This window comes from Bacillus sp. V59.32b (assembly GCF_003429085.1).
GTDB lineage: Bacteria > Bacillota > Bacilli > Bacillales > DSM-1321 > Peribacillus.
Genome location: NZ_QVTC01000064.1, coordinates 21,938 through 35,394, shown reverse-complemented (window position 1 = coordinate 35,394; position 13,457 = coordinate 21,938). Strand labels below are relative to the sequence as shown.

16 protein-coding genes and 1 pseudogene are annotated in these 13,457 nt (G+C 42.1%); 13 read left to right on the top strand and 4 right to left on the bottom strand.

The genetic code is table 11. The features are described 5' to 3' along the window. Positions 1–125 precede the first annotated feature (125 nt). Complete coding sequence (locus D0463_RS15025) at positions 126–416, top strand: hypothetical protein (RefSeq protein ID WP_117308201.1); 291 nt, start codon at positions 126–128, stop codon at positions 414–416. A gap of 158 nt (positions 417–574) precedes the next feature. Then, positions 575–1,033 (top strand): hypothetical protein, encoded by a 459-nt coding sequence (locus D0463_RS15020; RefSeq protein WP_117308200.1) that lies wholly within the window; start codon positions 575–577, stop codon positions 1,031–1,033. Positions 1,034–1,446: 413 nt separating this feature from the next. On the opposite strand, the gene tagU is transcribed toward D0463_RS15020, so the two are convergent. Next, complete coding sequence (gene tagU, locus D0463_RS15015) at positions 1,447–2,370, bottom strand: polyisoprenyl-teichoic acid--peptidoglycan teichoic acid transferase TagU (protein ID WP_117308199.1); 924 nt, start codon at positions 2,368–2,370, stop codon at positions 1,447–1,449. A gap of 308 nt (positions 2,371–2,678) precedes the next feature. Then, positions 2,679–2,945 (bottom strand): annotated as a pseudogene (locus D0463_RS15010) (transposase); the annotation flags it as partial. Between the two features lie 33 nt (positions 2,946–2,978). On the opposite strand from D0463_RS15010, the gene D0463_RS15005 reads away from it, so the two are divergent. The 7 genes from D0463_RS15005 (at position 2,979) to D0463_RS14980 (ending at position 7,718) form a co-directional block, all read left to right on the top strand. Then, positions 2,979–3,530: an ATP-binding cassette domain-containing protein gene (locus D0463_RS15005; RefSeq protein ID WP_254052821.1), complete on the top strand. Its 552-nt coding sequence runs from the start codon at positions 2,979–2,981 to the stop codon at positions 3,528–3,530. A gap of 61 nt (positions 3,531–3,591) precedes the next feature. Further along, positions 3,592–4,512 carry an ABC transporter ATP-binding protein gene (locus tag D0463_RS15000; RefSeq protein WP_117308197.1) on the top strand — a complete coding sequence of 307 codons (921 nt, stop codon included), beginning with the start codon at positions 3,592–3,594 and terminating at the stop codon, positions 4,510–4,512. Beyond that, on the top strand, positions 4,512–5,450 hold the full coding sequence (locus D0463_RS14995) for an ABC transporter permease (protein ID WP_117308196.1): 939 nt from the start codon (positions 4,512–4,514) through the stop codon (positions 5,448–5,450). The genes D0463_RS15000 and D0463_RS14995 overlap by 1 nt, the downstream gene beginning before the upstream one ends. Positions 5,451–5,932: 482 nt before the next feature. Then, positions 5,933–6,094 (top strand): hypothetical protein, encoded by a 162-nt coding sequence (locus D0463_RS19475; RefSeq protein ID WP_160118450.1) that lies wholly within the window; start codon positions 5,933–5,935, stop codon positions 6,092–6,094. After that, on the top strand, positions 6,027–6,392 hold the full coding sequence (locus D0463_RS14990) for a hypothetical protein (protein ID WP_133299579.1): 366 nt from the start codon (positions 6,027–6,029) through the stop codon (positions 6,390–6,392). The genes D0463_RS19475 and D0463_RS14990 overlap by 68 nt, the downstream gene beginning before the upstream one ends. A 2-nt stretch (positions 6,393–6,394) precedes the next feature. Continuing rightward, entirely contained in the window at positions 6,395–6,676 is a 282-nt protein-coding gene (locus D0463_RS14985) for a PIN domain-containing protein (protein ID WP_117308194.1), read from the top strand. 367 nt (positions 6,677–7,043) lie between these two features. Next, positions 7,044–7,718: a DUF1643 domain-containing protein gene (locus D0463_RS14980; RefSeq protein ID WP_117308193.1), complete on the top strand. Its 675-nt coding sequence runs from the start codon at positions 7,044–7,046 to the stop codon at positions 7,716–7,718. 23 nt (positions 7,719–7,741) lie between these two features. On the opposite strand, the gene D0463_RS14975 is transcribed toward D0463_RS14980, so the two are convergent. Then, positions 7,742–9,016, bottom strand: coding sequence for a replication-associated recombination protein A (locus tag D0463_RS14975; protein ID WP_174234336.1), 1,275 nt, complete (start codon positions 9,014–9,016; stop codon positions 7,742–7,744). Positions 9,017–9,198: 182 nt separating this feature from the next. Then, positions 9,199–9,654, bottom strand: a complete 456-nt coding sequence (locus D0463_RS19220) for a hypothetical protein (protein ID WP_133299578.1) — start codon at positions 9,652–9,654, stop codon at positions 9,199–9,201. A 314-nt stretch (positions 9,655–9,968) separates the two neighbouring features. Between D0463_RS19220 and cymR the strand changes: the two genes are divergently transcribed. From cymR to D0463_RS14955, 4 genes are all read left to right on the top strand, one after another. After that, on the top strand, positions 9,969–10,388 hold the full coding sequence (cymR, locus tag D0463_RS14970) for a cysteine metabolism transcriptional regulator CymR (protein WP_117308191.1): 420 nt from the start codon (positions 9,969–9,971) through the stop codon (positions 10,386–10,388). A gap of 27 nt (positions 10,389–10,415) precedes the next feature. After that, entirely contained in the window at positions 10,416–11,558 is a 1,143-nt protein-coding gene (locus D0463_RS14965) for a cysteine desulfurase family protein (protein ID WP_117308190.1), read from the top strand. Positions 11,559–11,577: 19 nt separating this feature from the next. Beyond that, positions 11,578–12,693, top strand: a complete 1,116-nt coding sequence (mnmA, locus tag D0463_RS14960; RefSeq protein ID WP_117308189.1) for a tRNA 2-thiouridine(34) synthase MnmA — start codon at positions 11,578–11,580, stop codon at positions 12,691–12,693. Positions 12,694–12,776: 83 nt separating this feature from the next. Beyond that, positions 12,777–13,445, top strand: coding sequence for a tetratricopeptide repeat protein (locus D0463_RS14955; protein WP_117308188.1), 669 nt, complete (start codon positions 12,777–12,779; stop codon positions 13,443–13,445). Positions 13,446–13,457: the final 12 nt, after the last annotated feature.

The window sequence follows — 13,457 nt, the reverse complement described above, 5'->3', positions numbered from 1 at the left end:
ACGAGTGAGGAGGCTTGCCAGTTCGTCCGCGGAAAGCGAGTAGATTCCATGACCATTTGGAAATCAACAATGGAATTTAACAGAGCCTAATAAATATAAATAAAGGTGAGGAGGGGAAAAGTGAATTGGGGAGCACCTATAAATATGATGATATGTTGACCACGAATGAGATCAAGGACCTGCTTGGCATTTATATTTCTCCTTTTAAAGAAATGGAAATCAAGTCAAATGTTAGGGAGGTCACAATCAGCAAGACCAAAGCAATTAACCTGCTTTGTGATAATTTAAGTAAAGAACAGCTTAATGATCTCCTTCTTCAGCTGGAGCTGGTCAGTAAGAAAAACCTCGATGATTACGTTTATATGAAATATATATTAACCGGCGTATTAGATAATCAAGGCAGGCATCATGCATAACCAAATTTCACTTATTTTTCCTTTATATGAACAACTTTAATGATCTTCGAAATGAAGATCATTTTTATATGAACATCGAACAATTAATTAAACCAGTTACATAACTTCGTCCTTTTCCCATATAAATGTACAAACACGGATGGGGAGAGTGCTGCATCTTGAGAGCCAGGCGCAATCGGAAAATCATACTTATGTTAATCGGTATTGTCATCGCCATCATGCTTATTATGAGTTTGTTTTTTCTTTTGAAGAATGAACCCGAAGAAGTGGTGGAGGAGTTTTATACGTATGAAGCGGCTGGAGAGTTCGGGAAGTCATGGGAGCTTTTTCATTCGGAAATGGATGATCAATTTCCGGAGAAAGGCAAGTATATTGAAAACCGCGGGCATGTGTTTATGCAGCATATGGAGGTGGACACGTTTACGTTTGAAGTGGGGGACGCAAAGAAACATAAGCATTGGCAGATGAGGAGCGGGGCGCCGACATTGAGGGAAGTTTATGAAATTCCCGTGACGCAAACCTTTGATAGCCGTTTTGGCAAATTTGTCCTTCAGCAAAACTGCTTCGTGGTCAAAGAGGAAGACGAGTGGAAGATCCTGTGGGATTATAATTATTAAAGGAATGGGGTATGTTCGTGCCTTGAATGGTCATACCCCATTTTATACTTTCATCTAGGCACTCCTCTTAACTTGGGAAAGGGTACTGATTGCTTCTAAAATAAACATTTTATCCTGTTGTGTTAGCATTCTCCAGCTTCCAGCTTTTATCTTCATCATGATCTCTCCTTAAAATGTTTTTTAAGAATATAATCCATGTAGTAGATTTCTAGATAGACTGTAAATTATTTCTTAATCTATTTATACCTCTTTTTTGTGTAAATCAAACAAAAAAGCGTTTTACAAGTTCCGTACGGGGTATAAGGGATTTTGGAAGTTTCGTGAATATGCTGTAAAACGGTGGGTTATTATGACCGGTATTGGAATTTTAACATAATAAAAAGCTGTTCAGCTCGTAAGCTGAACAGCTTATTTTACTTTATTTTCAGTTGGGTTTTCAGTTCTTTTTGTACCCTTTGTTTTTCTTCATCACTTACGATTCCATAATAAACTCCATTTATCTTTGTGCCGGTTGACTCGATCGTCATTTGATCCACTTTCTTTGCAGCCGACCGGTAATTCTGCTGGATATCTACCATTTCATCAAATGTCAAATTCGTTTTCACGTTCGTGCTTAAGGCTTTAAAAATATCATCATAGTTGGTCAGGGTTGAAACACTGGCGCCCTCTTTGAGCACTGCTTGGATGATTTGGCGCTGTCTTAATTGACGTCCAAAATCGCCGCGATCATCCTGCTTTCTCATCCTTGAATAATTCAAAGCTTCTTCACCGTTCAGCGTGATTTGTCCTTTGGCGAAATGCACGCCCTCAGATGTAAAGTCAAGATCGTTGTTAACGGTTACCCCGCCGACAGCATCCACGATATCCTTAAACCCTTCCATATTGATTTGCATATAATAATCAATCGGAATGTCCAGGAAATTTTCCGCTGTGTCCATCGCCATTTTCACACCGCCGAATGCGTAGGCATGATTAATTTTATCCGTTGTTCCGTGACCCACAATCTCAGTCCGTGTATCACGCGGGATGCTCAGCATCTTCACGGAGTTTGTTTCAGGGTTCACAGCCAAGACAATCATCGTATCGGACCGGCCCCTGTCCCCTTCCCTTTCATCGACCCCAAGCATCAATACGGTAAACGGTTCTTTTTTGTTAAAAGCTATATCAGATTTCTCCCGATCAACGGGTGTATGCATCGTTTCAACCGCATTGGTCAAAGAATTATAAACTGAATATACATATGCACCGCCGGCTACAAGCAGCAGCAAGCAGATAATCCCGACAATCTTCGGCCATTTTTTCTTTTTCTTTCGTTGACGTGTTCGTTCAGCTGGCATAATAAATGCCCCTTCCTAATCTGTAAAATACTGTAACAGAATAATTATATACAAGTTTCTATAAAAATAATAGATTTTTTTGGAGAATGATAGGGGGGAAATGTTTCCTACTAGGGGGCTGATAGGCCCGAGGTTGATTTAAGCGGAAAAATCGGGGATTTACGCAAAAGTGGTCACCATTTAAACGAAAGTTGGACTTCTGTCAATAAAATAGATACTTATCCGGCTTGATTTGGCGTATTTTTTTCCTTCCGCGCTTCGCTTGGAGCCCTCTGCGTGAAGGAAAAATTAGAAAAACAATTGTTCCTTCACGCAGAGGTTGTTAGGTTCTTTTTGGCGTCTTGGCGATGTGCCTGTTCATACGCCTTTTCATACTCAATGGGACTGGCGTATCCTAGCGTAGAGTGCATCCGTTTTCTGTTGTAAAACTGGATGTAAAAGTCAATCGCCTCGATGGCTTCCGCTTTCGTTCTGAACACGAATCTATAAATATATTCTTTCTTCAGAGTCGCAAAAAAGGACTCAACACAGGCATTATCATAAGGAGGAGTTGCTTTTCGGCTCATACTGATGGTGGCTTTAGCAGCCTCAAGTTCTTATACGGACTGTTGGGCTCGAACGGCAGTGGTAAATCGACGACGTTAAAAATGATCGCCGGTCTCGTAAAACCAGATGCAGGCCAGATCCTTGTCGAGGGCAGCCCGGTAAATCGGCGGATTGCTGAGAAGGTCGCCTACCTGACTGAGCTGGATTTCTATTATCATCCTTTTTCTGTCCAACAAACGATTGATTTTAACGCCTCGCAATTCCCAGATTTTGATAGACAGAAAGCTGATAAGATGCTACAGTTTATGGGGATAAATCCCAAATCTCTTGTTGGTTCCTTATCAAAGGGGAACCGGGGGAGAGTGAAGCTCGTGTTGGCTCTTTCCCGCATAGCTCCTGTCATTTTGCTCGATGAACCTTTCTCGGGACTCGATCAAATGGTCAGGGAATCTATCGTAAGGGGTCTGCTATCATTCATAGATTTCGAAACTCAGACTGTACTCATCACAACTCATGAAATCGACGAAATCGAAACGCTTCTGGATGAAGTGATAGTCATAAAAAATGGAAAATTCATTGCTCACGAAAAAGTGGAACAAGTCAGGGAAGAATAAGGCAAATCCGTTGTTTCCTGGATGAAGGATTTTTTTAGTGAAGAAAAGGAGAGTGTATGAGTTGGAAACAGTCGTTTCATTGTCAAACGTAACGAAAAAAATCAAAAACAAAACGATTATTGATGGAATCAGCTTTGATGTCTACGCAGGGGAGATCTTTGGTTTCCTGGGGCCGAACGGTGCCGGTAAAACAACAACGATCCGCATGCTTGTCGGGTTAATGAAGATCACTTCCGGCGATATCCATATTAACGGACAAAGCGTAAAAACGAATTTTGAGGGTGCAGTACAGCACGTTGGCGCGATCGTCGAGAACCCGGAAATGTATAAATTCATGTCCGGCTATGACAATCTGAAGCATTATGCCCGGATGACCGGCGGGGTTTCTAAGGAAAGAATCGCTGAGGTCGTCGAGTTGGTGGGACTGACTCAGAGAATTAAAGAGCAGGTAAAAACATATTCATTAGGTATGCGTCAGCGTCTCGGACTTGCACAGGCACTGCTTCACCGGCCGAAGGTTTTGATCTTGGATGAGCCGACAAACGGACTCGATCCTGCCGGGATTCGCGAGATCCGTGATTATTTGAAGAAGCTTGCCCGTGAGGAGAATATGGCGGTAATTGTCTCAAGTCATCTGCTTTCTGAAATGGAAATGATGTGTGACCGAATCGGTATCATTCAAAACGGAAAGATGATCGACGTCCAAAACGTCAGGGAAATCATGAAGGAAGAAAAGCAATCCTACTTGATAAACGCAATGCCGCTTCAAAAAGCTTTCGACGTTTTAAAAGGTTCATTTGGAGACGCGGATCTAACCATTATAAAACAAAGCATCCAGCTGAATGGCTCGAAGACTGATATTCCTAAGATGATTAATAAATTGGTAGAAAATGAGATTGATATTTATGAAGTTTCCAAGTTTAATAAAACACTCGAAGATAAGTTCCTCGAGATCACCGGTGAAAAAGGAGGCGTCGCCTAATGGGATTGATTATTAATGAATGGGTGAAGATTTTCAAAAGAAAAGCCACCTATATTATGTTTGCTATTATAGCATTGGCAGTATTGGCGTCTTCAATCATCATTTATACTTCCAATACCGATCAGCCAGAGAACAGTAACTGGAAGACAAATCTCCAAAATCAGAACGAGGCTTTGAAAGCGGATGTAGAAGCCGTGCCTGGCGATCAAAACAAGGCATATATCGAGAGAGAAATCGCTCAAAATGAATATCGTATCGAACATGATATGCCTCCGACTCAGGAATACTCGGTCTGGGCTTACATGACGGATATGCTTCCGATGGTCGATCTCGTTGCACTCTTCGCAATTATTATCGCTGCCGGCATGGTTGCCAGCGAATTTAGCTGGGGGACAATTAAATTATTATTAATCAGGCCCATCAGCAGAGTGAAAATCTTATTAAGTAAATACGTAGTTGTACTGCTGTTTTCGTTGTTAATGCTGTCCGTTTTATTTGTATTGAGCTTTATTTCTGGGGCGATTTTCTTTGGAATGGGTGATCCGACACCTTATCTGGCTTACGTCGATGGCGAAATCATCGAAAAAAGCCATGTTGGTCACTTAATCGTCAGTTATTTATTAGAGTCCGTTGGTCTTCTGATGTTTTCGACGATGGCATTCATGATTTCGGCAGCCTTCCGAAACAGCTCGCTCGCAATCGGAATTTCCATCTTCCTTCTATTAATGGGAGGAACGGTAACATCCCTGCTTGCGATAAAGTTTGACTGGGCGAAATATCTTTTGTTTGCCAATGTCGACTTAAACCAATATTTTGACACCTCGCCGATGGTAGAGGGGATGACGCTTGCGTTTTCATTGATTACGCTGCTTGTGTACTTCATCATCTTCCACGTCATCTCCTTTATGGCATTTGTAAAGAGAGATATAACCGCTTAATTTACACCTTTGCTCCCTATTCGATCATTTCGGATGGGGAGTTTTGTTGAATAAAATGTTTTTGCGTAGAATCCGCCCGGTTTTTGTATATGAGATTATATAGACAAGCCCTCTCATGCACTATTACCATAATATTTAAGTATAGAAGAACTGGGGGATTTGTTTATGCCGCTGTACAGCCTGCGGGAAATATGGACACCATTGAAATTTTTGGGGATCAAGCTATTCAAAAGCGATGATTACGGTGATTACTTTTTTAAGATATGGAATAACCGGCTGCGGAGGGTTAAGTGGTTGTAGGTGTTTTAAAAGTTATTATTTATAGAAAAAGCTCAGAGTCTATTTCATGGACGCTGAGCTTATTAATTTTGGAATGAATATTTTTATTTTGGGTTAATATACATAATAAAAAGTTTCCAAAGTTTCGATAGTTTCTTTTTTGAGGTTAAATTTGATAAACGGAGGTGAGGAGGATGGTAAATATGAGTGAAATTCTTAATAAAGTAAAGCTTAGCGAAACAGAGGAACGATCGATTCCTACCGATCGCGCAAAGAAATATGTGGAAATTCGCAAGCTTGAAGAAGAAAGCGAAAGAAAAGTCAGGGCTGGAAGAATTATCAGCAGAAGAAATTGCAGCGATTGAAGGTATTTTTAAGAATGATAAAGTCGATGAAGTTCCCCAATATCTGTCTGTTAAAGAAGTATCAATACTTACGGGTTTGACACCACAAATTGTGAGACGTCATTGTGCAAATGGGAAGTACGCTGCCTATCAACCAGGCGGAGGAAACGGAACTTGGCATATTGAATCGGCACAATTTAGAACATATCCTAATTGGTTGGATTTTCTTCAAAAACGAGATGAATTGTTCTCGAATTCTCAACAGGTTGCCAAACTGGCCCTTCAGCTATGGGACGAGTCAGAAAAAGTTGAGGAATAGGGATGGAAAATAATGAATTAAATCAAGTTACAAGAATATATTTTACAGATACAAATTGCTTTCGCTATCCTGCCAACATAACAAACGAAGACCAAACGAAAGAAATGGAATTAAGGCGACAACATAAAAAGGCGGTAAAAAGATTTTGGGATAAGGCTGCAGGAGAAATTGCAGCAAAGGAATCTGTCATTATGATAAATTCAGAAGTTGCCCAAGAATTAAAAATACAATCACACACGTTAACAAAGAAAGAAACAAAAGTGATACAAATGTTACAAAGGTAGTCGAAGAAGATAAGACTGTTCTTTCACTAGACTTTGAATACAAACTACGAGATTTCAGCAATTTTGTTCGCAAGCAATAAGGTTCGTCTCTTAGGGTGTAAAGACAGATTATCTTCGAACTTCCGATGCACGCATTTTAGTATCTGCCTATTTGAATAATGCTATTTTGGTGAAAGATTTTTATTTATATCCTCTATTATTCTCCTCAGAAGAAGAAACCTTAATATGATGTCCTAAAAGAGACATATGTACATATTCCAACACAAGCAAGAGAAAAGATTTTACAAAATGCTGATTTTCAGTCTCTATTACATGAATTGCGAGCCTTAAAACAATGATTCATTCATTATTAAAGGAGTGAGGATTTTTGCCTGTTTTTTATCCTGACTATGTTGAAACGCCAACTGAGTGCATCATAGAAAGTGTAAATGACCAGATTTCTTCAAGAAAACTTTTAAGTGCCAAATTAAAAAATAACTACAATAATAAATTTCTCTACATCATGATGAATCCAAGTAAGGCTAATCACCATAACTCTGATAAAACTATTAATAAATGTGCAAGTATGACTTATAACGATTTATCACATTTAAAAGTTGGCCAGTTTAGCATTGTCAATGTTTATCCGTTCTATGAATCTAAATCGGCTGGGCTAAATGATGTTTTATTTAAAGTGAAAGGGATATCTGAAAGTGTTTATTTCAAAGAATTGTTTGCTAATTTATATGGGATTAAACAGGCAATTGAAGGATCGGACCATGTATTATTGGCGACAGGCGGCATCCCAAAATCAATTGCTGACCAAAAGGAATACCAATTCATTCTCGACACGATCGTCAGCTATGTGGAAAGCTCAAAAGGAGTCGCTTTTTTAGGGACAAGTAAGAATTATAAAGGTAGGTATGTCTTACAAAAGAAATATGCTTACCATATCTGTCCAAACGGGAATCCCAATACTATAGATAAAATAAAGCTTCATAAAGTACAGAACGGACAATTCGTTGATATCCCGGATGAAAAGGAAATAACCTTGACTATATAATAAAAACGAAAAAAAGCTCAGAGCTATTTCTTAGACTCTGAGCCTTCTATTTTTTCATACACACTCGCCAAAGCCTGTTCAAATTTCCCAGTCTTTTTTGGCTCGTAATATTTTTTGTTCTTGATTTTGTTTGGAAGATACTGTTGCTTCACCCAGCCGTTTTCATAGTCATGCGGGTAGAGATAATCAAGGCCGCGGCCAAGATCTTTGGCACCTTTATAATGAGCATCCTTAAGGTGGTCGGGCACATCGCCGCTGTTGCCGCTGCGAATGTCTGCGAGAGCGGCATCCATTGCTGTGTAGGCCGAGTTAGACTTAGGCGAAAGGCAAAGCTCGACGACAGAGTTGGCGAGCGGAATCCTTGCTTCAGGGAAGCCGAGGCGCTCGGCCGCTTCCACTGCCGAGAGTGCCCGCGGACCGGCCTGCGGGTTCGCGAGGCCGATGTCTTCGTAGGCAATCACAACTAACCTTCGGGCGATGCTGACAAGATCCCCGGCCTCTATCAATCTGCCAAGATAGTGGAGAGCCGCATTTACGTCGCTGCCGCGGATTGATTTTTGGAAAGCGGAAAGGACGTCATAATGGGCATCGCCGTCTTTGTCGTGGGAAAAGCTTTTTTTCTGCATGCATTCTTCTGCTGTTTTCAAATCTACGACTATAAAGCCTTCCTCATCAGGCTCTGTCGAAATGATGGCCAGCTCCAAAGCGTTCAAAGCGCTTCTGACATCTCCGTTAGCCGCTGATGCGAAATGCCGCATCGCTTCATCGGATACCTTTGTTTGATATTTGCCGAGACCTCGCTCTTCGTCATGAAGGGCTCTTTCCAATGCCGTAGCCATATCTTCCGGTTCCAGTGGCTTCAACTCAAATATCTGAGTCCGGCTCCTAATGGCGGGGTTGATCGCATGATACGGGTTGCTTGTCGTGGCACCGATTAACGTGATCATCCCGTTTTCAAGATAGGGTAGCAGAAAATCCTGTTTCGCCTTATCAAGTCGATGGACTTCATCGAGAAGCAGGATGACCTTGCCAGACATTTTTGCTTCCTGGGCGACAATTTCCATATCTTTTTTATTATTGGTAACGGCGTTCAACGTCCGAAACGCAAATTGCGTGCTGCCGGCAATCGCACTTGCGATTGAAGTTTTTCCAATGCCGGGCGGGCCGTATAAAATCATGGAAGATAGCTGTTTGGCCTTTACCATCCTATATATAATTTTTCCTTCGCCTACCAGATGCTCCTGGCCGATGATTTCCTCAATGGAACGCGGCCGCATCCGGAAAGCTAGCGGTTTAATCGTCATGAAACATCTCTCCAAAGGTTTGATAATCTATCTTAAATTAAGGTAAGAGTACATAATTTAGCAATCGCTCGCAAATTTGAATAATCGCTCGTAAACTCGGATGATCGAGCACAAATCCGGATAATCGAGCACAAATCCGGATAATCGAGCACAAATTCGGATGATCGAGCACAAATTCAGATAATCGAGCACAAATTCGGATAATCGAGCACAAATCCGGATGATCGAGCACAAATCCGGATGATCGAGCACAAATTCAGATAATCAAGCACAAATTCAGATAATCGAGCACAAATCCGGATGATCGAGCACAAATCCGGATGATCGAGCACAAATCCGGATAATCGAGCACAAATTCGGATGATCGAGCACAAATCCGTATAATCGAGCACAAATTCAGATAATCGAGCACAAATCCGGATGATCGAGCACAAATTCGGATGATCGAGCACAAATTCGAATAATCGAGCACAAATCCAGATGATCGAGCACAAATCCGGATAATCGAGCACAAATTCGAATAATCGAGCACAAATTCGAATAATCGAGCACAAATTCGGATAATCGAGCATAAACTCGGATAATCGAGCATAAACTCGGATAATCGAGCACAAATCCAAATTATCGAGCACAAATTCAATTTATCGAGCAGAAACTAATTTTTACCAGTCGGCCACACCTGCAACTTCAATATCTAACTCACAGTAACCCACACAAACAACTTAAAAAGCTTCATGTTATAATAAAAGTATATCATTTTTCCAAAAAAAGCGAGGATTCGACAGCAAGGACAGCTTGAAGATGCCGGATATGCATTCCCAGGCATTGTATGCTATAATTTCAAAAGCCTAATGGTGACAATCTTGTTTTTTTCAGCCTAGAGATAATGAAAGTTAATATATAGATTTTTCCAGGAATAAAGCAGGAAATTTGAGGTGTAATAATAATGAAGATTTCGACTAAGGGACGGTACGGGTTGACGATTATGATCGAGCTTGCCAAACATCATGGTGAAGGACCGACGTCATTAAAGACAATTGCCCAAGCGCATGATTTATCTGAGCATTACTTGGAGCAATTGATCGCGCCATTACGAAATGCTGGACTCGTGAAGAGTATTCGCGGGGCTTACGGCGGATATGTGCTGGCGAAGGATCCTGAGAGCATTACATCGGGGGATATCATTCGTGTACTTGAAGGTCCAATCTCGCCGGTAGAAGGCATTGAGGACGAAGAGCCTGTCAAGCGCCAGTTATGGATCAGAATCCGTGATGCTGTTAAGGAAGTTCTCGATAATACGACGTTAGAGGATCTCGCCAATTACAAAGATACCGGCGACCAAGACTCTTATATGTTTTATATTTAGTGAGTTACCTTAATTGGAGGCAAAATAGTGGAACGTATATATTTGGATCATGCCGCGACATCGCCCATGCATCCGCAGGTCATTGAAAAAATGATGGATGTGATGCAGCAGAATTTCGGCAACCCATCCAGCATTCACTCATTCGGGCGCGAAGCCCGGCATATTCTCGATGAATCCCGGGAAACGATTGCCCAAAGCATTAACGCCATACGCAATGAAATCATTTTTACGAGCGGTGGAACGGAAGCTGATAACACGGCGTTTATTGGGATCGCGAACGCGTATCAGGACAGAGGAAAGCACATTATCACTACCCTGGTCGAACATCATGCCATTCTTCATACTGCTAAGTTTCTTGAAAAATCAGGTTTTGAAGTAACTTATTTGCCGGTAGATGAGCATGGGCTTATTTCAATTGATGACTTAAAGGCTGCGCTTAGAGATGATACCATCCTTGTTTCGGTTATATTCGGCAATAACGAAGTCGGAACAATCCAGCCGATTCGGGAAATTAGCAGCATCCTCTCTGGTCATCAGGCTTTTTTTCATACGGATGCTGTACAGGCTTACGGCTTGATTCCGATTGATGTCAAAGATCTCGGAATCGATCTCTTATCGGTTTCGGCACATAAAATAAACGGGCCAAAAGGAATTGGCTTTTTGTATATAAAAGAAGGAATTAAGCATCAGCCGCATCTTCATGGTGGAGAGCAGGAGCGCAAACGCAGGGCGGGCACGGAAAGCGTCCCGGCGATAGCGGGATTTGCCGAAGCGGTCAAAATCGCACAAGCCACGATGGATGAAAAGTCGGAAGAGTTCCGCGGCTTCAAGCGCCTTCTCCTGTCCACTTTTGAAGAAGGAAGCATCGCTTTCGAAGTAAATGGAGTGCCAGAATCTTCGCTTCCTCACGTGATGAACGTTAGTTTTCCGGGGACGAATGTGGAGGCGATGCTTGTCAATTTAGATTTAGCGGGCATTTCCGTTTCAAGCGGTTCCGCATGCACGGCTGGGTCGATCGATCCGTCGCATGTACTTGTGGCGATGTTTGGCAAAGATTCCGAACGGACGAAAAATTCGATCCGGTTCAGCTTTGGATTGAATAATACTGAGCAGGAAATCAGACAAGCAGGCGAAGAAACGGTTAAAATCGTAAACAGACTTGTAAAATAATAAAATGGAGGGGTTAGCCATGAATAAAGCACCAAAAGACACCCGCGTTGTTGTCGGCATGTCGGGTGGAGTAGATTCTTCCGTTGCAGCCCTTCTGCTGAAGAACCAGGGCTACGATGTCGTGGGAATCTTCATGAAAAACTGGGATGACACCGATGAATTTGGTGTTTGTACCGCAACGGAAGATTACAATGATGTAATCGCAGTATGTAATCAAATCGGCATACCATATTATGCTGTTAACTTTGAAAAACAATATTGGGATAAGGTGTTTACCTACTTTTTGGACGAATACAAAGCAGGCAGAACGCCAAATCCAGATGTAATGTGTAACAAGGAAATTAAGTTTAAGGCTTTCCTTGAGCATGCGGTCAGTCTCGGCGCCGATTATTTGGCGACCGGGCACTATGCGCAAGTGGAATATCGGGACGGCGACTACAAGATGCTTCGAGGAATCGATGAAAATAAAGACCAAACCTACTTCCTGAACCAGCTTACACAGGACCAGCTCAGTAAAGTCATGTTCCCGCTTGGCGGGATCGATAAAAAAGAGGTTCGTGAAATTGCTAAGGAAGCTGGACTTGCTACAGCTACGAAAAAGGACTCTACCGGTATTTGTTTTATCGGCGAAAGAAACTTCAAAGAGTTCTTGAGCAATTATCTGCCAGCACAGCCGGGGAACATGGAAACGTTGGACGGCGAGGTAATGGGCAAGCATGATGGCTTAATGTACCACACGATCGGTCAGCGTCACGGACTCGGTATCGGCGGCAGCGGCGATCCGTGGTTTGTCGTCGGCAAAGATTTGAAGAAAAATATTCTCTATGTTGGACAAAGCTTTGATAATGAAAAGCTATATTCAAGTTCAATCAATGCTGTGAACGTTAGCTGGGTTGCAGGTCATGCGCCGGGAACTGAGTTTACGTGTACGGCGAAGTTCCGTTACCGTCAGGCTGATAATAAAGTTACGGTTAAAGTAAAAGAAGGCGGTACGGCCGAAGTGATTTTTGATGAACCGATCCGCGCGGTCACACCGGGTCAGGCTGTTGTTTTTTATGACGGCGAAGTATGCCTCGGCGGCGGTACGATTGATGAAGTGTTCAAAGACAGCAAGCAACTAACTTATGTAGGTTAACATCAAGTCCTCAGCTATTATGGCTGAGGATTTTTTATCATTATGGTATACTTTTTAATAGAAAAATTGGAGCGTGAACGACGATGGATAAAAACCAACAGGGTATTCAATATATGCAAGAAGGTAAATACGAAGAAGCGGTTAAGGTATTTACTGAGGAAATCGAGGAAAATCCGAACGAACCGGTGGCCTATATTAATTTTGGAAATGTATTGACAGCGGTAGGCGAGCTGGACCGGGCGATTATTTTTTATAAAAAAGCCATTGAGCTGGATGAAAAAGCAGCTGCCGCGTATTATTCACTGGGAAATCTTTATTTTGATGCTGAAAAGTTAATGGAGGCCAAGGATATGTTCGAAAAAGCGATCCGATATGGTCTTGAGAACAGTGATGCGTACTTCATGCTTGGCATGAGTTTGCTGCAATTGGACCAGGCGAAGCTTGCGATGCCTTATTTGCAAAGAAGCGTTGAATTGAATCCTGACGACGTTGATGCCAGATTCCAGTATGCGCTTTGCCTTGCCCATGCAGAGGTGTACGATGAATTGATTAACCAGCTAATGATCGTCGTGGAAAAGGATCCGGGTCATTCAGATGCTTACTATAACCTCGGGGTTGCCTATGCCGGGCATCACGAGGATCCGAAAGCGGCGTTAACATTTTTCGAAAAAGCATTGGCTGCACAGCCGGACCATATGCTTGCTGCAAATGGGAAGAGATTGATGGAGAGTATGCTAGCGGAGGAAAATTAACTCCTGGTGTGA

What these genes read in the sequence shown, in the direction of transcription:
- tagU (WP_117308199.1), bottom strand. Translation starts at nt 2,370, where the DNA reads ATGCCAGCTGAACGAACACGTCAACGAAAGAAAAAGAAAAAATGGCCG.
- D0463_RS14995 (WP_117308196.1), top strand. Translation starts at nt 4,512, where the DNA reads ATGGGATTGATTATTAATGAATGGGTGAAGATTTTCAAAAGAAAAGCC.
- D0463_RS19475 (WP_160118450.1), top strand. Translation starts at nt 5,933, where the DNA reads ATGAGTGAAATTCTTAATAAAGTAAAGCTTAGCGAAACAGAGGAACGA.
- D0463_RS14985 (WP_117308194.1), top strand. Translation starts at nt 6,395, where the DNA reads ATGGAAAATAATGAATTAAATCAAGTTACAAGAATATATTTTACAGAT.
- cymR (WP_117308191.1), top strand. Translation starts at nt 9,969, where the DNA reads ATGAAGATTTCGACTAAGGGACGGTACGGGTTGACGATTATGATCGAG.
- mnmA (WP_117308189.1), top strand. Translation starts at nt 11,578, where the DNA reads ATGAATAAAGCACCAAAAGACACCCGCGTTGTTGTCGGCATGTCGGGT.
- D0463_RS14955 (WP_117308188.1), top strand. Translation starts at nt 12,777, where the DNA reads ATGGATAAAAACCAACAGGGTATTCAATATATGCAAGAAGGTAAATAC.